The 22,032-nt window shown below is 56.6% G+C and carries 19 protein-coding genes; 15 read left to right on the top strand and 4 right to left on the bottom strand.

Annotation, left to right across the window (positions count from 1 at the left end):
• Positions 1-19: 19 nt before the first annotated feature.
• From RBB77_RS21540 to RBB77_RS21505, 8 genes are all read left to right on the top strand, one after another.
• On the top strand, positions 20-655 hold the full coding sequence (locus RBB77_RS21540; RefSeq protein ID WP_353067687.1) for an RNA polymerase sigma factor: 636 nt from the start codon (positions 20-22) through the stop codon (positions 653-655).
• Positions 652-1,038, top strand: a complete 387-nt coding sequence (locus tag RBB77_RS21535; RefSeq protein ID WP_353063757.1) for a hypothetical protein — start codon at positions 652-654, stop codon at positions 1,036-1,038. Before RBB77_RS21540 ends, RBB77_RS21535 begins: the two co-directional genes overlap by 4 nt.
• Positions 1,035-1,583 (top strand): zinc ribbon domain-containing protein, encoded by a 549-nt coding sequence (locus RBB77_RS21530; RefSeq protein ID WP_353063756.1) that lies wholly within the window; start codon positions 1,035-1,037, stop codon positions 1,581-1,583. Before RBB77_RS21535 ends, RBB77_RS21530 begins: the two co-directional genes overlap by 4 nt.
• Positions 1,584-1,591: 8 nt before the next feature.
• Positions 1,592-2,380, top strand: coding sequence for a LytR/AlgR family response regulator transcription factor (locus tag RBB77_RS21525; RefSeq protein ID WP_353063755.1), 789 nt, complete (start codon positions 1,592-1,594; stop codon positions 2,378-2,380).
• A 479-nt stretch (positions 2,381-2,859) separates the two neighbouring features.
• On the top strand, positions 2,860-3,216 hold the full coding sequence (locus tag RBB77_RS21520; RefSeq protein ID WP_353063754.1) for a hypothetical protein: 357 nt from the start codon (positions 2,860-2,862) through the stop codon (positions 3,214-3,216).
• A gap of 75 nt (positions 3,217-3,291) precedes the next feature.
• On the top strand, positions 3,292-4,149 hold the full coding sequence (locus tag RBB77_RS21515) for a hypothetical protein (protein ID WP_353063753.1): 858 nt from the start codon (positions 3,292-3,294) through the stop codon (positions 4,147-4,149).
• A gap of 11 nt (positions 4,150-4,160) precedes the next feature.
• Positions 4,161-4,652, top strand: coding sequence for a heavy-metal-associated domain-containing protein (locus tag RBB77_RS21510; protein ID WP_353063752.1), 492 nt, complete (start codon positions 4,161-4,163; stop codon positions 4,650-4,652).
• Complete coding sequence (locus RBB77_RS21505; protein WP_353063751.1) at positions 4,649-5,080, top strand: hypothetical protein; 432 nt, start codon at positions 4,649-4,651, stop codon at positions 5,078-5,080. The genes RBB77_RS21510 and RBB77_RS21505 overlap by 4 nt, the downstream gene beginning before the upstream one ends.
• Before the next feature lie 66 nt (positions 5,081-5,146).
• On the opposite strand, the gene RBB77_RS21500 is transcribed toward RBB77_RS21505, so the two are convergent.
• Complete coding sequence (locus tag RBB77_RS21500; RefSeq protein ID WP_353063750.1) at positions 5,147-6,340, bottom strand: serine hydrolase domain-containing protein; 1,194 nt, start codon at positions 6,338-6,340, stop codon at positions 5,147-5,149.
• 183 nt (positions 6,341-6,523) lie between these two features.
• Between RBB77_RS21500 and RBB77_RS21495 the strand changes: the two genes are divergently transcribed.
• Positions 6,524-6,937 (top strand): hypothetical protein, encoded by a 414-nt coding sequence (locus RBB77_RS21495; protein WP_353063749.1) that lies wholly within the window; start codon positions 6,524-6,526, stop codon positions 6,935-6,937.
• A gap of 136 nt (positions 6,938-7,073) precedes the next feature.
• Here the strand turns inward: RBB77_RS21495 and RBB77_RS21490 are convergent, their stop codons facing one another.
• Together RBB77_RS21490 and RBB77_RS21485 are read right to left on the bottom strand one after the other, a co-directional pair.
• A complete protein-coding gene (locus tag RBB77_RS21490; RefSeq protein ID WP_353063748.1) occupies positions 7,074-7,751 on the bottom strand; it encodes a BON domain-containing protein in 678 nt (225 codons plus the stop codon).
• A 90-nt stretch (positions 7,752-7,841) separates the two neighbouring features.
• Positions 7,842-8,444 carry an outer membrane beta-barrel protein gene (locus RBB77_RS21485; protein WP_353063747.1) on the bottom strand — a complete coding sequence of 201 codons (603 nt, stop codon included), beginning with the start codon at positions 8,442-8,444 and terminating at the stop codon, positions 7,842-7,844.
• Positions 8,445-8,598: 154 nt separating this feature from the next.
• Here RBB77_RS21485 and RBB77_RS21480 point away from each other — a divergent pair, with 154 nt between their 5' ends.
• Positions 8,599-8,883 carry a hypothetical protein gene (locus RBB77_RS21480; protein ID WP_353063746.1) on the top strand — a complete coding sequence of 95 codons (285 nt, stop codon included), beginning with the start codon at positions 8,599-8,601 and terminating at the stop codon, positions 8,881-8,883.
• A 25-nt stretch (positions 8,884-8,908) separates the two neighbouring features.
• Here RBB77_RS21480 and RBB77_RS21475 read toward each other — a convergent pair whose 3' ends face one another.
• The gene (locus tag RBB77_RS21475) at positions 8,909-9,400 is read right to left on the bottom strand and encodes a hypothetical protein (RefSeq protein ID WP_353063745.1); all 492 of its coding nucleotides are present in this window, start codon (positions 9,398-9,400) and stop codon (positions 8,909-8,911) included.
• A gap of 125 nt (positions 9,401-9,525) precedes the next feature.
• Here RBB77_RS21475 and RBB77_RS21470 point away from each other — a divergent pair, with 125 nt between their 5' ends.
• The 5 genes from RBB77_RS21470 to RBB77_RS21450 all read left to right on the top strand — a co-directional run bounded on the left by RBB77_RS21470 (position 9,526) and on the right by RBB77_RS21450 (position 21,988).
• The gene (locus tag RBB77_RS21470; RefSeq protein ID WP_353063744.1) at positions 9,526-9,855 is read left to right on the top strand and encodes a DUF962 domain-containing protein; all 330 of its coding nucleotides are present in this window, start codon (positions 9,526-9,528) and stop codon (positions 9,853-9,855) included.
• 283 nt (positions 9,856-10,138) lie between these two features.
• A complete protein-coding gene (locus RBB77_RS21465) occupies positions 10,139-12,964 on the top strand; it encodes a DUF1800 family protein (protein ID WP_353063743.1) in 2,826 nt (941 codons plus the stop codon).
• Positions 12,965-12,973: 9 nt separating this feature from the next.
• Complete coding sequence (locus RBB77_RS21460) at positions 12,974-14,404, top strand: DUF1501 domain-containing protein (protein ID WP_353063742.1); 1,431 nt, start codon at positions 12,974-12,976, stop codon at positions 14,402-14,404.
• Positions 14,405-14,864: 460 nt separating this feature from the next.
• The gene (locus RBB77_RS21455; RefSeq protein WP_353063741.1) at positions 14,865-21,419 is read left to right on the top strand and encodes an Ig-like domain repeat protein; all 6,555 of its coding nucleotides are present in this window, start codon (positions 14,865-14,867) and stop codon (positions 21,417-21,419) included.
• On the top strand, positions 21,416-21,988 hold the full coding sequence (locus tag RBB77_RS21450) for a hypothetical protein (protein WP_353063740.1): 573 nt from the start codon (positions 21,416-21,418) through the stop codon (positions 21,986-21,988). The genes RBB77_RS21455 and RBB77_RS21450 overlap by 4 nt, the downstream gene beginning before the upstream one ends.
• The last annotated feature ends 44 nt before the right edge of the window (positions 21,989-22,032 follow it).

The following is a 22,032-nucleotide window of genomic DNA, read 5'->3' as shown; positions in this document are numbered from 1 at the left end:
AACGAACGTCTCTAGCAGTGTGCAAAATGGTGCCATCTCGCTAACCTCGGCGCTCGCTGCCCAAGTCTCGAGCGAAAGCGCGGCGATTGCTCAGGGACTCAAGAAGCAAAACCCGGAACTTCTAGACGCCCTCATTGAGCTTTATCAGCACCGCCTTCTGCGATATCTACTTTTCCTCACAGGCAAGCGTGAGGTTGCCGAGGATCTCTTTCAGGAGACGTGGATGCGGGTCCTCCTGCGAGGAGCACAGTACAACGGGAAGGCGCGGTTCGACACGTGGCTCTTTACCATTGCTCGAAATCTGGTGATCGACCTGTCGCGAAAGCGCGTGATGGCCAGCCTCGACGAGATGCGTGAGGGTAAAGAGGACGATCGCCCATTTGAGGTGGCAATATCCGAACCTTCTCCTCTGGAACAGTTTCAATCCCGTGAAAACGGCGCTGAGATCAGTGAGGCGATGCTGAGGCTGGAACCTAGCTACAGAGAGGTTCTAGCCCTCCGATTTTATGAAGAACTCTCCTTGGAAGAGATCGCAAATGTAACTCGTGCGCCTCTATCGACGGTAAAGTCGAGGTTGTATCGCGGATTGGTAGCGTTGAGGCCGGAGATGGAGCGACTTCGCTCTTCTTGTCGCTCGGCGGAGGTCGAGTTATGAGCGAGGCTCGCAACGAATTCTTTCCGCAGGACTATTCCAATACGTCTCATCAGGAAGCTTTGGGAGGAGCTCGTAATCTTGGGGTTCGTGCATCGGTGGTCAATCGAACTCATCGCGTGGTGCGGGAGCGAGCGAAGATGCTTGCCGTGCGGCGTAGTCGAATTCGGAGCTTGTGGATCCCATTAGCGGTTTGTTCCTCGCTGTTTGTCATTATCTGCACTGCAGTTTGGAGCGCGCTGGACGCCTACGACGTAACATCGAACGGCGTTCCGGATGCGAGTAATCAGTTTCTTGTTCTCTGTTTGTGGTTTTTCCCTGTGTCGATGGCTTTGCTCGCTTTGGTGTTGTTTCGCCGTGCCCGTAAGCGCGAGGTGGCTGGATGATGAGATTTTGGAGTCAGGGATCGGATCGATCGCAGGTTCCCCTGGCAGAGGGTGAGGATGAGCTGAGCATGATCCCGACGTGGTCAGTGGTGCTGGCCATCCTGGTATTCGGGGCGGTGCAGTATCTGTTCCATGGCGTGTTGCCGCATCACAAGCATGAGTTGCTGCCGATGCGGCTACTGATGGGGTACTCGTGGGGAACGGCGTTTGCCAGCTATGTTCTGCTGGTGGGGTATGTGAGCCGCGACGTTCGGCGGCGGCGAATGCCGGCTGGATTATGGATGCTGATCGTGGTGGTGCTGCCGGGCGGAATCGGGGCTGTCGTGTACTTCCTCTTGCGGCAGCCGATGCTGATGCCTTGTCCGCATTGCAGTACCGAGATCACCTCCAGCGTGCACTTCTGTCCGCAGTGCCAGTTCCAGCTGGCTCCTGTGTGTGGGCGCTGCTACCGCGGAGTGCAGATTACGGATGTGTACTGCACGCAGTGTGGGCACGATCTTGCCAAGGATCAGGCGCCGGCGCGGCTGCGCGTATATAGTGACTAGTTGCGAGCATGTCACTGACTGCACTTATCATCGACGACGAACCTCTGGCCAGGCAGGAGCTGCAGTATCTGCTGGAGCGCGCGGGTGGAGTTGAGGTTCTGGCTCAGGGAACCAATGGTATCGAGGCTGTGGAACTGATCCGGACGCATAAGCCGGACCTGGTGTTTCTGGATGTTCAGATGCCTGGTCTGGATGGCTTTGGCGTGCTGAAGAAACTGCTGGATCGTAAGGTTCCGATGCCTCAGGTGGTGTTTGCTACTGCGTTCAACCAGTATGCGGTTCGCGCATTCGAGGTGAATGCGGTGGATTATCTGCTGAAGCCGTTCGATCGGAAGCGGGTGATGCAGACGATTGAAAAAGCGCAGGCGCGGCGGGTGGCTCCGGTGGAGTCCGCCAGCGACGCGAAGCTGGATGCGCTGCTGCGGCTGGTCGAGGAACAGACGCAGGCGCCTAAGGCCAACTCCGGCAAGGTGATCGTCCGGGCGCAGAGCCGGTTGCTGCTGGTGGATCAGCGCGAGATCTGCTTCGCGTCGATCGAAGAGGGCACGATCAGTGTCGTGACGCGGGCGGTTGAGGGTCAGTCGAACTGTCGGACGCTGGAGGAGCTGATGGACCAGCTCGATCCGGAGACGTTTTGGCGGGCGCACCGGTCTTATGTGGTGAATATCCAGCACATACGAGAGGTTGTGCCGTGGTTCAAGTCGAGCTACCAGTTACGGATGGACGACGCCCAGAAGACTGAGATTCCGGTGAGCCGGTCGCAGACGAAACGGCTACGGGAGCTCTTCAACCTGTAGGCTGTGGGGGGTACCCCCCCCCCGGGGTTGCCACCGCATAAGTGTTTCATTATCATTGACATACGACCTGCCACGAGCTGCAAATTCGTCCATCGAAAGGGGTTACGGGCAAATTCGTCTTTCTAAAGGGGTTAGTAAAGGGCCCGTTGCGCTAGGCTGATACTCGATTTCCGCAATCGGGATTCATTTGTGATTTCCCTATCTCTTTGTCCAACAACTCGTTAGTCCGTAGTGTGTTTCCCCCAAATAGAAAAAGCCTCGGCTTCGCCGGGGCTTTTATTCACTGTATCCAGTATAGCGGTTGGAGCATAACTCATACGCCAGGCGAATCTTCAGGATTGGCGCGGGGATTTGCAGTTAAGGGGGTTGACAGGTTTTTCCTGTTTTTGGACCGAAGGCAAACTGTGACGGTGAAGTCCTGATCATGTTCCCCGACCAGCTACGAATTTGCGGGTTCCGACGCTTATACTGAAAGCTGAATGAAGCGCCTGGTCGGCATCGTCGCACTCTTGCTCCTGCTCTCTGCCGCAGCGCCCGTTCTGGCCTGCATGACAGACGGCGGAATGAGCCATGAGGAGAACGCCTGCTGCCTAGCCATGCACGGCAACTGTGGCGAGATGGCGAAGACGGGTTGCTGCCGGACAGAAGTTCGGACGGACGAGCATCCGCAGATTGCAACGACGGCTCCCTCAATCGAGCTTCATTGGGCGATTGTCCACTGGCTGACGCCGGTGTTTGCCGCCGTCCAGACGGTTCCATCCCCCTTCCTCGATATTCCTGACGAGCATTCGCCGCCAGGACTACTCATCGCAAAGATTACTGTTCTCAGAATCTGATCTGCCCTTCGTAGCCGATGACCTGCGTGCTTAACGTGCGCCTGTGCCTCATTTGGTTTCAACGAAGGAGTAATCATGAAATGTCTTATGGTTCTGGCATTTGCTTTGGCATTGCCAGGTATCGCTGTTGCTGCTGACCACGGCCCTGTCTTCGGTTATGCCACCCCGGTCAACTCACAGGGGGAACTCAGTTTCGATACCGGCATCTTCGGTAGGAACGGTTCCCAAGGAACACAACTCTCGACCGGGTCCGGCTTTGGATACGGCGTTACCCCTCACATCACCGTCAATGCGTTCCTGCCTGCGATGTTCGGTAGCGGCTCTCTCCCGGAGAGTCGCATCGTGCCCGGCAGCGAGTGGTCTGCCGGAGCGTCATGGCGCTTTCTGCATTCGGTTACGAGTGTCGGAAAGAGGATAGAATCGACCGCCTCTCTTGGGGTCGTGGTTCCGGGGCCGACACAGGACTCGGGGGTTCTCGACGATCTCCATCGAGCACCAGGCGTCGCCGGGACTCTTGCCACCGGACTCGCTTCCCGGAGTCAGTATGTCTGGGTCGGAGGCGGTTACACCCGTTTTGCCGAAGCCTCCCATGATCGAAGGCCGGACACGCTTTCGTGGAGTGGTGTCTATGGCTATCGTCCGGCCAAGCTACGGCGGGGCTACGACCAGTGGGACTACCGGGGTTTCGCAGAGTTCACCGGAGAACATACCGGCAATGTGCGAAGCAGCGGATTGATTCTTCCGAACAGCAGCACGACAACGCTGTGGCTTGGTCCCTCGGTACTGGCCATCTTCAAAAACGTTGCTATCTCAGGCGGGGCGCAAGCTCCTGTCTTTCGTGATGCGTCGGACACGATCTATGGCCGAGAGCGCGTTCGTTTCGCTATCAACTTCAGCTATCTCAAATACTCCGCACACACCAGCTCCCATTGAAAGGACTGACCATGAAGAAATTATTTTTTGCAGCTGCTCTCGCTCTCTCCACTGGCGCCGCTCAGGCTGAATACGAGCAGGTCAACCTTACCGTTTTCGGCATGGACTGCGCTCCCTGCGCCCATGCCATCCACGTTTCGATGAAGGGGATTCAGGGTGTCAACACCGTGGATGTCGATCTGAACACCGGCCTTGTCACGATCAAGCTTAGTCCGGGAAACAGCGCCGCCATAAGTCAGTTCAATCAGGCGGTCGAGAAGAATGGCTTTACTCACAAAGACGCTATTGTCGTCGCGCGGGGAAAACTGACCGGTACGGCGAGCGCGCCATTTTTTGAGGTCGCTGGAACGCAGGATCGCTTTGCTCTGGTTCCGGCTGCTAGTCGGATAGAGGTCGAGGCTCTTCTCGGCAAGACGGTCACTGTTACGGGCGTTCTTCCGCAGGCTCCCAAAGGGAAGGTGTCGGATACGCTGCGCTACAACACCATCACGGAGGCACAATGACACAGACTTCGTCTCCCTGCACTCCTGAAAGGCGGGCCAAGCGAGCGGCCCTGCTCAACTATTTTTCGCTTTTCAGTTCGTTCAGCACGCTTATCTGTTGCGCGCTGCCGTCCGTGCTGGTCCTGCTTGGAATGGGAACGGCGGTTGCATCGCTGCTCTCTGCCGCTCCGTGGCTTGTCAGTCTTTCTCGACATAAAGTCTGGACTTTCAGCATTGCCGGTACGCTCATCGCGGCCAGCTTCGTGATGACGTATGTTATCGCCCCACGATTGCGGGACGGTGAGAGCTGCGAGGCGGACGATCCGAGCACGTGCGGAGAAGTCAGCAAGGTGAGCCGCTTCATACTTTGGGGCTCGGCCTTGATTTGGAGCGGTGGGTTCTTTGTCGCGTACCTGCTGGCGCCGATTCTGGAACGGCTGGACCGCTAGCACGCATGGCCTTCTCCGCGAGGTCGGAGAAGGCCGTGCATGTGTGCTGAACTATGGCGCTGCTCTTTAGGCGTTCCAGGAGGGGACAGTGCGGACTATGTTCCACATCATTTGATCGATGGCTGCGTCGATTTGGTTGGAGGGTTGGGTGCGTGTGTTGGCGAGGGCTGCCCAGCAGAATCCGGTAGAGGTGCGAAGCATGATGGTGGTGGTTCCGGGGAGACTGCCGCTGTGCCACCAGGGGCCGGTTCCGTTGTTGCGAACCATCCAGCCGCGGGCATAGCGTGCGTCTCCGGGTGGGTAGGCGGGAGCGGGGGTGGTCATGAGCTGGATGGTTGCGGGCTTCAGGAGGGCCGGGATGTTGGGCGCGCCGGCGACGTGGTTGAGGAACTGGACGAGTTGCGTGGAGGAGGCGATCCAGCCGGCGTCTGAGTCCATGCGAGTGATGTTGAGCTTGTAGGGGTCTTCGGAGTACTGGCCGACGTAGACGACCTCTTTGGGGGCGCGCTGGCTCTCTTTGTTTTTGGCGATCTGCATGGTGGAGATGCCGCAGGGTGCGAGGATGCTGGCTTGGACGTAGGTCTGGTAGGGCTGACCGGTGACCTGCTCGATGACGCGGCCGAGGATGCAGTAACCGAAGTTGGAGAAGGCCCAGTTGGTGCCGGGAGGGCTGGTGAGGGGCACGTTGACGATGGTTTCGCTTATGAGTTTGGTTTGGTCCCAGCCGTCGTTGTGCATCATGGGGTCGGTGCTGTCGGCGGGCCAGCCGCCGCAGGTGTGGGTGAGGAGATGATCGACGGTGATGTCGGCGACGTACTGCTTGTAGGGTGGATTGCCGTATTTGATGCCGAGGATGGCAGAGGGGCCGAAGACCTTGTCGGTGAGCTTGAGCTTGCCTTGTTCGATGAGCGAGAAGATGGTGACGGAGGTGATGGGTATAGAGAGGGAGGCGATGCGGAAGAGGCTGTCCTGCTGGGCCTGGACGAGGTGTTGGCGATCGGCCATGCCGATGGACTGGTCGTAGACGAACTGGCCGTTGCGGGAGATGGCGATGGAGGTGGCAGGGACGGAGAATTGCTGGCGGAAGGCTCCCGCGATGCGGCCCATCTCGCCGCGCTGCTGGCCGTTGGAGCCGCCGTATTGGGGTTGAGCGAGGACCTTTGGGACGGTGGCGGCTGCTGCGGTTAGGGCGAGATTGTGAATGAGGGTTCGGCGGGTAAGGGAGCGGCTGATGGGGCTTTGAGGTGTTGGGTTCGGCATAGCCGCGGAGCGTCCTTTCGATGAACCGGGTTGGGCTGCAATGCTGGGATTGAATGCTTGGATTCGATCTCGAGATTCGACGAGGATTTTATCCTGCTATTTGTCGTGGCTGCTGTAAAAGGATGTAAGAGTCAGAGAATTGCTGTAGATTTTGCTATGCGGTTGTGCTGCCAGGAGGACGTGGTGAAGAGATACGGCTTGAGGATTCTGGTGTTTTGTTTTGCTTTGATGGTTTTTAGCAGTAGTTTTTTGTTCGCGCAGCAACCGCCCGCGGAGCAACAGCCGGCCAGCGTCGCGGGTAAGTGGACGTTGTACTGCAAGGATCCGAATGGAAGCACCTCTTCGAAGTTTCTTGAACTCGAGCAGAAGGGGAATGTGATCTCTGGCCACTTCAAGGGGCCGAACCAGTCGGGCGGCGTCGAAGGCACGATCGACAATCAGCATCTTGTGGTTCGAACCAAAACGCGCGATGTCTTGACGTTTCGTGGGAGGGTGGATGGGCCGCGTGTCGAAGGCGTGGTTCAAGGCAACACCTTCACTGGCAACTTCCATGATCGGGGAGGGACGGGTTCGTTCCAGGGAGTGCGATCGAACTAGGGGTTGTTTGATGGTGTTCGGTTAGCCGACAGGATCGCCAGCCTTAGAGTGCGCTTCTCTAAAAAACTTCTGTTCTTATGCGCGCAGGGAGACGGTTGAACGAACCGGCTCCCCTGCGTTGATAAGGGTGTGGAGTTTACTTTGCTGCTTTCGGTTTGGCGGCGGAGCCCTGGACGATGAGGTCGTTGTCGACGCTGAAGGTACCTGGGGTTGAGTTGGCCTGCATACCTGCGATAGCGGAGTCAGACTGGTTGAGAACGACGCCGTAGAGGGTGACGTTGCCGTTCTTCACGATGATGTGGATGGCGTGGTAGCCCATGGGCGGTGTGTTGGTGATGCCTCCGGCGGCGAGGGCGATGCCGGCGCCGGGTCCGATGGCGCGGCCGATGCTGCCCTGATTGGCGTTATATTTGCGCAGCGAGGGCTGGGTGTAGATGTTGTTGTAGACGGCGGCGCGGATGCGGTCGTCCATGGGGGATAGGGGAAGGACTTCGATCTCGTTGTCGACCGAGTCGATGCCCGAGATCTTTTTGACGGCGTTTTCGGCGTCACTCTTCAAGACGGGGCGGGAGGCGTAGCCCCTGAGGATGAGGGTCTTTCCTTTAATACCGAAGGTGAGCCAGTCGAAGACGCCATAGGTTGTGAGGTTGGCGAGTTTTTGCTGCACCTCTTTGACGATGCGGAGGGTGTCTTCCTGCGACCATGTGGCGTTGGGCGCGGGAGCAGGCTCCTGAGCGATGAGAGATGGAGCAGAAAGAGTGAAGATGAGCGATGCAGCAAGGGCCGGGATCACGCGACGAGTTGAGCGAATCATTTTTCTCTCCGGTTGCTATGGATTTAGGCTTCCCGCAAAAAAGATACGCTGTGCCGGGAGTTGAGTCCATAGGCGGAGACGGATTAGCGGTTATTGGGCGTGGTCATGGTGTGGGTTGAAGTCGAATACGTAGACAGCGCCGAGGGTGATGGCTTTGGGGCTGATGCTGCCGGAGGCGACGGCGGGGGTGTCCCAGTGCTGGTACTGGAAATCGACTTTGACGGCCAGCTGATGGGTGAGGTTATAGTCGAGGCCGACGCCGGGGGAGAGGACCAGGGTGTTGGAGCTGAGATAGCGAACATTGCCGAAGATGTAGCCGCCGCGAAGGTAGTCGATTCCACCACGTCCGATGAGGAAGTTGGCGTAGGGGTGAACGCGGCCGAGGGGATACTCGACCTTTGGGCCGAGGAGGAAGTTTTTCTGGCTGCTGATGGTGCCCTCGTTGATGGGATAGGAGCCGCGGATCTCGGCGGCGGGACGAAAGCGACCGAAGGTGAGAACAGTAATGTCTGCTCCGGCGGTGACGTCGAGGTTTTTTCCGCCTGCGAGATCGGTAAATGTGCCGGTTCCTCCGACGAAGGCTGAGAGTTGAAGTTGCTGGGTCGCGGTGGGAGTGCTCTGCGCCAATGCGTTGCGGCCAAGGGGGAGCGCGGAGAGCAGGGCCAAGCTGGTCAGCGTTTTCCTAAACTTCATTCGATCCTCTGGCCTCAATTTTCTGCAGTAACGCGGTGCGGCATATGGAATGACTGGTTGCGTAGGTTGGCGAGCGTTCAAGGAGGTTTCCCCTGAAGAGAGTTATCGGCTTGTCGGCCTGAATGCTTATTACCTTTGTGCAATACTTTGGCTGATGGAACTCTGGTTTGGGCGGCTGATTCGGTTGCTGGTGGCGCTGGCTGTTGCAGCCGGGGCCTTGTGGGTGGGGGATTGGGCGGTGCTGCGGGCACGCGTGTCCCATGGGACCGCATTTGAGACAGTGCAGGTTAATCAGTTTCTGGCTACTCCCCTGAAGGGCAGCAAGGTGGAGTACGACTATATGGGGACGGTGCCGGTGACATGCAGCAGGTCGATCTTTCCGCAGCAAGGGAATTCGGCCTGCTGGTGGGTGGAGCGACATAAGGCGCAGTGGGAGTGATGGCGCAGGATTTCGATTCGCGAGTCTAGAGCTCGAAGAGTATCTGGAGAATGTGGCGGGCCAGGTCTTCTGGTTGATGGAAGCGCTTTGGGTTGTCGTCGAAGGCGTCCTGGAGGTAGAGTGCGTCGTCGTCGGTGACCTGGAAGGCGAAGTGGCGCGACTTGCGATCGATTGCTGGATCGCCGGCTACGCCGAGGCCTTTGGCGTAATCAAGAATGATGGTGGGATCGTGATGGGTGATGCGGGCGTCGAACCAGGGGAAGCGGCTCCGGATGAGTTTGACCTCGGTCAGACCGTTGGTCTGGATAGTGGTTTCCGAGGCGGTGACGTCGCCCTGAAGCTGACGCTTAATCTCGGCCACGTCTTCTTCGAGACAGGAAACGAATGCAGCGAAGAAAGGCTTGCCCTGAGTGGTGATGATGCCAGCCTGGTGTTGTGAGCGACCGTACTGTTCGGCTGCTTCGTGGGATTTTTGCTTGATGTCCTGGGCGAGATTCGCGATCCACTCCTTAGCCATGCTGGTGAAGACTCCTGCATCCTTCTGCTTCGCTTGAAAGGTTCGCGAAGAGGATGTTGTTGGTTGGATGGCAGAGGCGGGCGAAAGGCAGTATGGGCGGGGCAGGATGATTTTGGTTGCGGGCTGTGAATGGGGAAGTATATGGTGTCGTCATGCTTGGCGGACGGAGTTGGGACAGTTGGATTGCGGAGTACTCGGAGAGCCATCAGCATCCGCTGAACAGGCTGACGCATACGTTTGGGATACCGATAATTATTTTGTCGCTGCCGGTGCTCTTGGCGACGATCGTGTGGCATCGCTTGTTGTGGATAGGGGTGGGGTTGTTCTGCTTTGGGTGGCTACTGCAGTTTGTGGGACACGCGATTGAAGGAAAGCCTCCGGAGTTTTTGAAGGATTGGCGATTTCTTCTGGTAGGGTCGCGGTGGTGGGCTGCGAAGATGCGCGGGAAGGCTTAGGTCTTCGGGTCTCTCCGGCTTCGGAGCAATGTTGCCAAACTTGGACGACTAATGAGTGGGCTGAGCTCGCCTGCTTTTCCTTTTGGTGTGTGGGTTCTCGTCGTTGATGGTTGCTGCTGCAGCCTCTTTGTCTGAGTACAACTTTTGTGGCAGCTGTGAGTGCCAAAAGGTAACTAGTTTCGTAACAAATCGCGGATAAGCTGGAGACGAATTCGTCGCGGACCCTCTGACTCTTTGAAGTTATGGAAGGTGTGCCTCATTTTGTACGAATGCGGAGTCATTCATGCAGCATAGATTGAAGTGCTCTCCTTCTCTGAAGATTGCATGGATGTTGGGCTTCTGCACCTTTATGAGCGGATGCGGATCAGGTTACGATAAAGGTTTTCCGTCGTCGATCTGGGCGACTGGCAGTACGGTGAGAGTTAGCCAGACGTTGCAGTTGGGGACTGAGACTGGTGTTACCGGGTCGCCTCTCACGTTCTGGGTAAACGGCGTAAAGGGTGGTAACGCGCAGTTTGGAACGGTCGATAGCAAGGGTTTGTATACGGCGCCGGCGCTTGTTCCGACGCCTGATAATTCGGTGACAATCACCAGTCTTGCGAATGCATTTCCGCAGGATGCGCCTGGGATGGCGAAGGTCAGCGTTTTGAATCCGATTCCAATTATTAATTCGGTGACGCCGTCGAGCTTTTCTGAAGGGACGACCACAATAACGATCAGCGGGTCGCAGTTTATCTATGGCGCGCAGATTTTCTGGAATGGTGTGGCGGTTCCGACGACGTTTGTTTCGAACACTGAGCTGGCGGCATCGATCTCGGCGCCCAATCCGGGGACTTACTCGCTGACGGTGAACAACCCCGATCCGGGGGCGGCGAATTCGGCGGTTGTCTCGGAGGTTGTGGGACCGGGGAAGGTTGTGCTCGTCCTGCAAACGAATGCGGGCACGACTGTGCGGGTTACAAACAGCGTGAAGATTGGCTTGACGGTCAGCGGGACGAACAATACCGGTGTGACCTGGACGGTCAACGGGACAGCAGGTGGGAATGCGCAGATAGGGACGATCGTTGCGAACGCAGACGGCAGCGTGACCTACACGGCTCCTGCTGTTGTTCCGGTGCCGAACAATGTTGTGCAGTTGACGGCGGTCAGTCTGGATGATCCGACCGTGTCGATCAGTCAAAACATCTCGGTGTACAACCCGATTCCGATTCTGAACTCTGCGGCTCCGATGACCTTTGATGTCGGGCCTTCGACGGTTGTTCTTAACGGCAGCAATTTTATCAACGGAGCGCAGGTGCTAATGAATGGTGCAGCGGTGCCCACCACGTTCAATAATGATGGACAGTTGACTGCAGCAATCAGTCCGACTGATCCGGGTAATCTCGATCTTCAGGTTTTGAATCCCAGTCCGGGACCCGCGACTTCAACCGATCTTATTGCGCAGGTAAATGGTACGCCGCCGGTGCCGCTGGTTTCGCCAGAGGATGCGTCGCGCTTCCTGGCACAGGCGACCTTTGGGGCGGCGGATGCTGACATCCATCACCTGTCGAAGATTGGCTATACGGCGTGGATGAATGAGCAGTTCAATATTCCTCCGACACTGCATGAGCCTGTTGTCGAGCAGGCGCTGGTGGTGAACAATCCGCCGTGCGCTGTGGGTGACGTGAAGTGCAACGCGGCGCTGTTTGTGCAGAACGATGCGGATGATGCTTATCTTGAGGGAAGCTTCTGGCAACAGGCGATCTCGGGGAGCGATCAACTTAGGCAGCGTGTGAAGTATGCGCTGACGGAGCAGATGGTTGTCTCGAGCCAGGACTTTGCGCTGGCCGAGATGCCACGCGGCATGGCGAACTATTACGACGTACTGGGAGCGGATGCGTTCGGCAACTTTCGACAGCTTCTGGAAGATGTGACGTTGAATCCGATGATGGGGCAGTACCTGTCGGTGATGGGCAATGACAAGGGAGATGCTACGCGCGATCCTGATGAGAACTATGCGCGTGAGGTGATGCAGCTGTTTACGATTGGGCTTTATCAGCTGAATCCTGATGGAACGCAGAAGTTGGATCCGACAGGACAGCCGATTCCTACTTACTCGAATGTGGATGTGATGGGATTGGCGAAGGTGTTTACGGGCTTCAGTTGGAATATACCGGGCGACCAGAGTAATACGGCGTGGTCGAACTGCTGTGCCTATGTCGGGACTGGCTTTGGTGAAGATATTTTGCCGATGCAGAGTTTTCCGAATCATCACTCGACTGAGGAAAAAGATTTTCTTGGGGTTACGATTCCGACTCAGTCGAATCCTGACCCGGTGGGGGATTTGAAGATCGCGCTGGATACGCTGTTCAATCATCCGAATCTGCCGCCGTTTGTTTGCAAGCAGATGATTCAGCATCTGGTGACGAGTAATCCCAGTCCAGCCTATGTGGGACGGGTGTCCGCGGTGTTTCAAGATAACGGGGCCGGGGTTCGCGGAGATATGAAGGCCGTACTGACGGCGATTCTGCTGGATGATGAGGCGCGTAATGCCGCGGCAGCGAGCAGCAATCCTCAGTATGGGAAGGTGCGTGAGGCGCTGCTTCGCTATGTTGAGTGGGCGCGGGCGTTTACGGCTCAGTCGCGGAACGGTGCTTACAATCTCGGGAGCACAGAAGATCCAATTTATGGATTGGGAGAGATGTCGCTTCGTTCGCCGAGCGTCTTCAATTGGTTTGCGCCGGGGTATGTCCCGCCGGGGACGAGCATTGCGAAAGCTGGGCTGCTGGCTCCGGAGATGGGGATGACGGATGTGTCGACTGTTGTCGGATATCTGAATTACATGCAGAGTGTGATTGGAGCAGGCACGAGTTCGGGGCCTGATGTTTTTTCGAACTACGCGACGGAGATTGGATTGGCGGGCACGCCGGATCAACTGCTTGATCGCATCAACCTGCTGTTGATGGCGGGAGAGATGGACGGGACGCTTCGCAGCCAGATTCTTTCTGCAGTCAATGCGATTGCGGTACCAGCGGGAGATCAGGATGCGATCAATGCTGCACTGGCCAACCGCGTGAAGATGGCGATTTTCCTGACAATGGCTTCGCCATCTTTCAGCGCACAGTTTTAGACGGAGAACATGATGAATGAGCATGAACTATCGCGGCGGCAGTTTCTTCGAACAGCGTCGATGGCCTCAATGGCCGGATTCTCCGTGAGTCCTTTTCTTCTTGAATTGAATTCGGTTGCTGCGATGGCTCAGCAGAGCAGTCCGACGGACTATCGCGCGCTGGTTTGTATCTTTCTGGCTGGCGGTAATGACGGGCATGGAACGGTGATTGCGACGGATGCGGAGTCTTTTAGCGCGTTTACGACGGCGCGGTCGGGAGCGCCGGGGCTTGCTTATAGCCAGAGTGATCTTCTTCCGATCGTTTTGAAGACGCCGCAGAGTGGGCGCACGTTTGCATTGAATCCATATTTGACAGGGGTGCAGAATCTTTTCAACGCTGGGCGTGCAGCGGTTGTTACAAATACGGGGACTTTGATCGCTCCTACGACTAAGGCACAGATTCAAGCTAATTCGGTTCCGCTGCCGGCTTCGTTGTATTCGCATTTTGATCAGACGGCGGCGTGGCAGGCGATTGCTGCGAATGGCGGGAGCGCAGTTCACGAAGGCTGGGGCGGGGCGATGGCGGACCTGATCTCGACAATGAATTCCAATGCTGCGTTTACTTGTATTTCGACTTCGGGAATCGCTTTGTTTCTGTCTGGGCAGACATCGTTTCAACTGAATGTCACTTCGGCCGGCCCAATACCGATCTCCGGTTTGGCGAGTCCGTTGTTTGGTCAACAGGCTGGATCGAGTGCGCTGTCATCGATTCTCTCTGCCGAAGAGACGAATCTTTTTGCGAAAGAGTACGAAGTGATCATCGGGCGCTCAATTGCGGCGCAGGCTAGCCTTGCGAGTTCGATGTTACCGGCCGGACCGGGAGGAGTGGCAAACCCACCTCAATATCTGGATCCAGTGCTGAATAAGCTGACGGATAATTCGCTCGCGATTTCACTGCAGACCGTGGCGCGAATTATGGGTGGGAGGAGCAGCCTGGGGGTGAGCCGGCAGATATTTTTTGTTCAGCTGGGCGGCTTCGATACGCATGACAATCAGGCACCGCAACATGCGCGCCTGCTGACGCAACTGGGTGAGGCACTGGAATATTTTGATACGGCTATGACGACCGCGGGGCTGAATAGTCAGGTGACCACTTTTACTGCGTCGGATTTTGGCAGGACGCTGACGGCAAACTCGGCTGGAACGGATCACGGCTGGGGGAGCCATCACATCGTTACGGGGGGCGCCGTGAACGGCCAGGATATGTACGGGCAATATCCGATGATCGGCTCAAACCAGGCAAATGATATGGGAGCAGGTCGGTTGATCCCTACAACTTCTGTTGAGCAATATGCTGGAACGCTTGCGCGCTGGTTCGGGCTCTCGGATGGTCAAGTCAAACAGGTGTTTCCGAATTTCTCCAACTTTGGCTCGAACCCATACATGGGATTTTTGAGTTAGAGGATCTCCCGCTGCGCGGGCTGATAACACTCTTAGCGCAGCCGTTTTCAGGAACAGGGAATTTGCCGAACGGGCAATGAGCTGATGCTGCGGTGTGTTCGGCTCGAGTCTTCGAATGCTGTTCCATCTCATGCAAAAAGAGATGAACCGTTGATGACTGAGAGCGAGCCTTTGCCGCAGATCTTATGCAACTTACGGGTAATGTTCCATTCCGGGACAGTTGCCTAAAGTCATGATTACCAAAGGGCATCATGGCTGTACCTTGCGATCTCTGGCGTTTCTCTCCCCACTTTGGAGCTACGTCGCAATCTCCATCTCCGCCGTTGAGCTTCTGAGGTGAACCATGCTCGCTCTTGATCGATTTGATGTACAGCTTTTCTGTCTGCGTTTCTCTCTGATGTCCTCAACCGATGGGGCCAGTAAGGGGTTGCGTTCTCGAGGAGGATGGTTTCAAGCGGGGTTGTGCACCTTGCTTGCTCTTATGGTGTTGTGCGGAGCGGCGACACGCAGCTACGCGGCGCCGGTGACCTTGCCTGGGGTGACTGTTGTGGGGAATACCTCGGCGGCTCAAACGGTTTCAGTTGTCGTGACGAAAAATGGCCAGTTGGGAAAGGTCAGTGCGCTTACGGGCGGTGTTGCGAATCTTGATTTTGCGATTTCGGGGACTGGTACGTGCTTGACCGGCAGCACGCTTGTAGTGGGTCAGACTTGCAGCTTTCCGGTGACGTTCAGCCCGAAGTACCCCGGTCAACATATAGGAGCGGTGGCGCTATTCGATCCGACGGGGTTGCCGTTGGGCAATACATGGCTGGTAGCGACGGGTAGCGGACCGCTTGCCCTGTTTGTGCCGGGCATCATCAATACGGTTGCCGGCGACGAATCGTGGATCTATCGGGGAGATGGGCAACCTGCTACAGCTTCGCCGATCTTCCTTCCGTTCGGAGTGGCGGTGGATCCGGCTGGAAATATATTCATTGCCGATTCAAGCAACAATCGCATTCGACGTGTGGATGCAGCATCGCAGTTGATGTCGACGGTGGCGGGCAACGGCGACGCGGGTAACACAGGTGACGGCGGATTGGCTACGATGGCTTCGCTCAGCCTGCCGACATCGGTTGCTCTCGATGGGGCGGGGAACCTGTACTTTGCCGATAGTAATAATCATGCGATTCGCATGGTCACGGCGTCGACGGGAATCATAACGACAGTGGCGGGCGTGCTGGGATCGCAGGGGTACTCGGGGGATGGGGGAAGCGCGATCCAGGCTCATCTGAATACACCCGATTCGGTTGCGATCGATCCGGTGAATGGCTTTCTCTATATTGCGGACAGCGGAAACAATGTAGTGAGACGCGTCGATCTTTCGACGGGAATCATCTCTCCATTCGCAGGCAACCACGCGGCAACCTACGCTGGGGATGGAGGGCCGGCGACGAGTGCGAGCCTGAACGGACCGTGGGGCGTGACGGTGGGCCCGGATGGTCAGATTTATATTGCCGACCAGAATAATCACAGTGTGCGCAAGGTCGCGCTCGACGGAACCATTTCGACGATCGCGGGAAATGGAACCTCGGGGTTCTCCGGCGATGGCGGGCCAGCAAGTGGTGCTGTGCTGGACAGCCCGGCGGGTGCCGTGATCGACGCCGCCGGAAATATCTACATCTCTGATGCGGGCAATAACCGGGTTCGAAAGGTGAATGCCGTGACCGGGGAGATCGACACGGTTGTTGGTAGCAACCAGGAGTCATTCAGTGGCGATGGTGGACCCGCGAATGGAGCGGGTATGTATGGACCGTACGGGATGGCGCTTGATGGAACAGGAAATCTCTACGTCAGCGATGTATTTCACAACCGGATACGCCTGGTCCAAAGTATCAACGCGGTGTTGAATTTTCCAGCGATTCGAGTACAGCGCGTTTCGAGCACTGAAGATGAGGAGCTTGAGAATGATGGTAACGCTGCGCTGAATATCTCGGATCTCAACCCTGGCGTCAACACACAGTTGGACCCGGTTGCTACGACCTGCTCGACCACTGTGCCGATGGCTTCGGCTTTCAACTGCATTATTGGTGCGCAGTTTGCACCGACGGTGATCGGCAACCCGGTGAAGGGAACGATTACTGTCCTGTCGAACTCGCCAAACAGTCCGCAGACGGTTACTCTAAGCGGCCAGGTTCTGACGCTTGATCCGTCGACCATTACGCTGAACACCAGTGGCTCTCCGTCCGCTACCGGCGCGCTTGTGACGTTTACTGTTGCGGTGACGAGCACGGGAGTGACACCGACAGGCACGGTTACTTTTCTTGATGGATCGACGACGATTGGGACCGCCAGTCTGAACAGCACCGGTGTCGCGGTATTTCCGACGCTGTCCCTCGCGAGTGGAACTCACATCATTACGGCGAGTTATGCCGGAGATAACAATACTGCGCCTGCAACATCCGCGCCTGTGACTCAGATCGTAAAAGATGGGACCACTACTACTGTGACGTCGAGCCTCAATCCCTCTTCGGCACAGGCCAACGTGACTTTTTCTGCGCTCGTGGTTGGGACTTCGGGAATTCCTACGGGCACCGTTACTTTCACCGATGGAGGAACCCACCTCGGGACGGTCACTCTCAATGCATCAGGAGCGGCCAACTTCAGCACGACATCGCTGATCGTTGGAACCCATCACATCACGGCAAGCTACAGCGGAGACGCCAATTCGATCGCTAGCACGTCGTCGCTTACTCAGGTCGTTGCTGCTTCCTCGACGGCGACTACATTGATTACGAGCAACCCAGATGTTTTTTTCGGAACACCTGTCACTTTTACAGCGAGCGTTACCAGCGGTGGCTCGGTGACACCGACGGGCACAGTTCAGTTTGAGGAGGGCACTGCGATTCTGGGGACTGTGACCCTGGACATTCATGGTTCAGCTACTCTTACTCTTTCGACTTTGTCAGTTGGAGGGCATCCGATTCACGTCGTGTATGGAGGCGACGCGAATAATGGCGGCAGCAGTTCTGCGACGGTGCAGGAGACCATTGAACAGATCACGACGACGACGAGTGTTACGTCGAACTCGGCGAATGCGCCTGCAGGGTCGAGCATTCAACTGACCGCCATAATTACTCCTCAGTCGTCGGTGCCATCGAGTCCGATCACCGGGACCGTGACTTTTATGGATGGCGCGACGACTCTTGGCGCAGCAACGGTGAGTGGCGGTACGGTGACCATTACGCTGAGCTCGCTGGGAGTTGGATCCCATTCCATTTACGCAATCTACGGTGGGTCTTCGATCTATGCGGGAAGCATATCGCCGACGATCACGCAGAAGGTACAGCAGGCGGTGACATCGGGCACGTTGATTGCTTCTGCTAATCCGTCGGTCGCCGGAAAGAGCGATACCCTGACCGTTTCGATCACGAGCAATGGAGGCGTTCCTACAGGCATCGTGACCTTTATGGACGGTACGACTGTGCTCGGGACGGCTGCGCTGAATGCGCAGGGGATTGCGAGCTTTACTGTGCCTTCTTTCTCAACGGGCACGCATTCGATTACGGCCGTATATCTGGGAGACAACAATAATCTCGGAACGACTCCGGCGTTGACGCTGACGGTTCAGCAGGCGACCACGGGAGTTGTAATTTCGACTTCGGGAAGCCCGTCGACTGCGGGGTTGCCGATCACATTGAGTGCGACTGTTACCGGAAATGGCTCAGCTCCGACTGGCTCGGTGACTTTTTATGATGGCGCTGCAGCAGTTGGTACGAGCCCGATCAACGCTGCTGGTCTCGGGACACTATCGTTGTCGTCTCTTACTGTGGGATCTCACTCGCTGACGGCTGATTATTCGGGAGATGCTTATAACGCAACCAGTGTATCGCCAGCGATAACGCAGGTTGTCGTGAAGGCGACGACGACGACTGCCTTGACGGCGAGCGCTTCAACGACGCCGGTCGGCGCTCCAGTGACGTTCACTGCGACTGTGGCCGGTAGCTCGGGTGCGTTGGGCGGGACTGTTCAGTTCATGGATGGATCGACGGTGATCGGCAGTCCTTCCTTAGCAGCGAATGGAACAGCGGTGTTCAGCACTTCGACGTTGATAGTGGGACAACACATCATTACTGCTGTTTATCTTGGCGATACGAATGATTCGGGCAGCACATCAGCCGGGCTGACACACATCGTTTCTCCGGTAACGGGTATTGCTCTTGCATCGAGTCAGAGTCCGGTGAGCGCCGGTGCGAACGTTACGTTTACGGCTGCGGTTGGAGGCTCGGAGCCCGCGCCGACCGGGGTTGTTACATTCCACGACGGCTCTGCAACGCTGGCCGCGATCACCCTCAACGCGGCGGGCGTTGCGGTGTTCAATACTACGAGTCTGGCTTTGGGTACGCACCTGATCACAGCGTCTTATGGTGGAGACGCGAACAATAATGCTGCCCTTTCTTCGACGCTTAGCGAGTTAGTGCAGCGAGCGACGACTCAGACTTCGATGGCGGTGAGTGCGGTGACCTCGACGGTAAACTCAACCGAGACTTTGACTGTCACCGTTACAGGTTCGGGAGGGATACCTGGAGGACAGGTTACGTTCCTTGACGGTACAGCGGTGCTCGGGACCGCAATTCTCAGCGCGAACGGCTCGGCAACTCTCTCTGTTTCGAATCTTTCGCTCGGCCAACACACCTTGTCGGCAAGCTATCCGGGAGATACAAATGATGCGGCGTCTACCTCGCCGCCGCAGACGATTACGGTGAACAAAGGCGCACCGAGCCTAACGCTGGTATCGAGCAGCAACCCTTCGGTAGCCGGGCTTCAGGTGGTCTTTACGGCAAATCTTAGTGGGACGACTGTTGCTCCGACCGGCAGTGTGACGTTCACGGACGGCACCACGGTGCTTGGGTCTTCGCCGATTGCAGCGAATGGAAGCGCTAATTTACCGGTATCAACTCTCTCGGTGGGACAGCATACGATTGTTGCGACCTACACAGGCGATGCGAATAACAGTGCTGCCACGTCGCCTGGCGTTGTGGAGACGATTCAGCAGTCTATGAGCGCGATCACGCTCAACTCTAATAAGAATCCTGCGCTTATTGGAGACGCAGTTACGTTCGCGATGATGGTGAGTGGGACTGGAGCTCAACCGACCGGTACCGTGATAGTCCGTGACGGTGCCAACAGCATTGGTACGGTTGGGATTGATGCCAACGGTCTGGCTACTCTGACTATCTCTACCCTGTCGATTGGGGCGCATACGCTGATCGCAACTTATAACGGTGATTCGAGTCATCCTGGGAGCGTGTCAGGGCCGCTTCAACAAGCTATCCTACAGCCCACTGCCAGCACACTTGTTTCGAGCAGCAACCCATCTTTGTCTGCTACTCCGGTGACGTTCACAACTGTGGTGTCAGGCAGTGGCGGGTCTCCTGTTACAGGCACCGTAGCGTTCCGCGATGGAACGGTTGTTCTCGGCACGAGCATCGTGGCGGCTTCGGGTACTTCGACGTTCACAACGAATGCGTTGAGCCCTGGGCAACACTCGATTGTTGCGACCTACAGCGGTGACAGTGTCAGCCAGACAAGCAGTAGCCCGGTGCTTATCCAGACAGTACAGAACAGTAACACCACGACTGTGCTGACCACATCGGGTTCGCCGTCGGTGGCAGGCGCTTCTCTCACTCTTACTGCACAGGTGACTGGTAAGGGGACAGCTCCTACCGGTCCTGTGACCTTCGAAGATGGGACTACTGTGATCGGGACGACTTCGGTTGGGGTCAATGGCATCGCAACTCTTACGACATCCTCGCTCACTGCCGGTCAGCATATTCTTCTCGCGATCTATCAGGGCGATAGCAACACTCTTACCAGCACGTCCAATCCAGTTCTGCAGAATATCGAACAGCGTACTACGGTTGCGCTCACTGCGGTGAATAGCTTGGGAACCATCAGTGGGACGAGCAGTGGCCCATCTCTGGTTGGCAGTCCGATTACGTTTACCGTTTCAGTGACGGGCAGCAGTACGAACCCACCTACAGGCCTCGTCTCTTTGTCTGACGGATCCACTATTCTGGGTACGTCGAGTGTTAGTAGTACGGGGATCGCGACTTTTACGATTTCGACTCTAGCTCTCGGGTCGCATACTCTTACCGCAAGCTATGCTGGCGACACGCAAAACTTCCCAGGCACTTCGCCTGCACTGACTGAAGTGGTGCAACTTCACACCTCGAAGAATACGCTGACAATCTCTTCGAGCAGCGCGATCGAGAATAAGCCGTTCACGCTGGTTGCAACGCTGCAAGGTGACGCGGCCGTTCCTCCGTCGGGTACTGTGGTCTTCAGTTCTGGAAGTACCACGCTTGGCAGCGCGACTTTGAATGCTTCTGGTATCGCTACTCTGACTACCAGCCTGGGGTTAGGAACTTACAGTCCTATCGCGACCTATCAAGGGGATTCGCAGTATCTGGGATCTGTATCGAGTCCCGTTTCTTTGACGGTGGTTCCGGCGACCAACTTCACGATCGCTTTGAATCCTCCAACCATGCAGATGAAGAGCACGCAGCATGGCACGATTCAGCTGACGCTCACCTCGATCGAGAATTTCACCGATCAACTTTCGCTCGGCTGCGTAGGCCTGCCGCGAGCTGCTACCTGCACGTTTACGGCTGATCAGGTATCGCTCGATGCGAATGGCAAGCAGACGATTAGCCTGACGATTGATACTGGATCTCCGCTGACGGCTGGGAGCATCGCGAAAGCCGAAGTGCCTTCGGCCAGCGGTATCGCGCTTTGCTTCCTGCCAGGTGGACTGATCCTCGGGTTGACGCTTCTGCGGTCGCGACGCGGCCACAAACTGCTCAGCGGTCTTCTGCTTGCATTGCTCTTCACTGGAGCGATGGCGATGTCGGGCTGCGGTGGACTCGATGTGCATGGCACACCGGCAGGCGCGTACACCTTCAATGTGACTGCTATCGGCGCGAAGACGGCGGCGACTCAGTCTGCTCCGATGACTTTGACGGTGACCCAGTGATCAAATGGTTTGATGGCTCACAGCCTCTTTGGAGATTGTCGCGGGCGCTTGTTGTTGTGCTGTTCTTCGCTGGTGCAACACCGCTCCTTCATGCGCAGGCGCTCCCGACTGCATCGGCACCGGAGCCGCGATGGCTGGTGGGGGGAACCTACTCTTTCTTTGCGGCGGATTATGGCAAGCGCGATCTCGGAGGCGGATCCGGCTTCGTCGACTACTCTCGTTCAGAGCGAATTAGCTACGAGGCTGAGGTGCGGTTTCTTACAATCAATGAAGAGGTGGGCACCCATCAGTCAACCTATCTCGTCGGTGGAAAGTTCCCATATCACAGGCGATGGTTGACGGCATATGGGAAGGTGCTTATTGGCGACGGGCATTTTCATTTCCCCTATGATTATGCGGATGGCAATTACTTTGTGCTGGCTCCTGGCGGCGGAGTCGATCTGGCATTGGGAAGAAGCCGATATAGCGTTCGGCTTGTCGATTTCGAATATCAATGGTGGCTCAATTTTCCGTTCGGCACTCTGCGACCGTACGGAGCCAGTACAGGAATTGCAGTTCATTTTCACTAGCCGCTTGTGAATGGGATAGCTTCCCGATTCGCTAACGGACGACT

The sequence above is a fragment of the Tunturibacter psychrotolerans genome (assembly GCF_040359615.1).
GTDB lineage: Bacteria > Acidobacteriota > Terriglobia > Terriglobales > Acidobacteriaceae > Edaphobacter > Edaphobacter psychrotolerans.
This window is presented reverse-complemented; position numbering and strand designations above follow the sequence as displayed.

Bases quoted from the DNA above. Each gene is read 5' to 3' on its own strand.
- RBB77_RS21475 (WP_353063745.1), bottom strand. From the start codon at position 9,400: ATGGCTAAGGAGTGGATCGCGAATCTCGCCCAGGACATCAAGCAAAAA.
- RBB77_RS21525 (WP_353063755.1), top strand. From the start codon at position 1,592: ATGTCACTGACTGCACTTATCATCGACGACGAACCTCTGGCCAGGCAG.
- RBB77_RS21505 (WP_353063751.1), top strand. From the start codon at position 4,649: ATGACACAGACTTCGTCTCCCTGCACTCCTGAAAGGCGGGCCAAGCGA.
- RBB77_RS21480 (WP_353063746.1), top strand. From the start codon at position 8,599: ATGGAACTCTGGTTTGGGCGGCTGATTCGGTTGCTGGTGGCGCTGGCT.
- RBB77_RS21500 (WP_353063750.1), bottom strand. From the start codon at position 6,340: ATGCCGAACCCAACACCTCAAAGCCCCATCAGCCGCTCCCTTACCCGC.
- RBB77_RS21490 (WP_353063748.1), bottom strand. From the start codon at position 7,751: ATGATTCGCTCAACTCGTCGCGTGATCCCGGCCCTTGCTGCATCGCTC.
- RBB77_RS21530 (WP_353063756.1), top strand. From the start codon at position 1,035: ATGATGAGATTTTGGAGTCAGGGATCGGATCGATCGCAGGTTCCCCTG.
- RBB77_RS21460 (WP_353063742.1), top strand. From the start codon at position 12,974: ATGATGAATGAGCATGAACTATCGCGGCGGCAGTTTCTTCGAACAGCG.
- RBB77_RS21510 (WP_353063752.1), top strand. From the start codon at position 4,161: ATGAAGAAATTATTTTTTGCAGCTGCTCTCGCTCTCTCCACTGGCGCC.
- RBB77_RS21465 (WP_353063743.1), top strand. From the start codon at position 10,139: ATGCAGCATAGATTGAAGTGCTCTCCTTCTCTGAAGATTGCATGGATG.
- RBB77_RS21485 (WP_353063747.1), bottom strand. From the start codon at position 8,444: ATGAAGTTTAGGAAAACGCTGACCAGCTTGGCCCTGCTCTCCGCGCTC.
- RBB77_RS21520 (WP_353063754.1), top strand. From the start codon at position 2,860: ATGAAGCGCCTGGTCGGCATCGTCGCACTCTTGCTCCTGCTCTCTGCC.
- RBB77_RS21515 (WP_353063753.1), top strand. From the start codon at position 3,292: ATGAAATGTCTTATGGTTCTGGCATTTGCTTTGGCATTGCCAGGTATC.
- RBB77_RS21535 (WP_353063757.1), top strand. From the start codon at position 652: ATGAGCGAGGCTCGCAACGAATTCTTTCCGCAGGACTATTCCAATACG.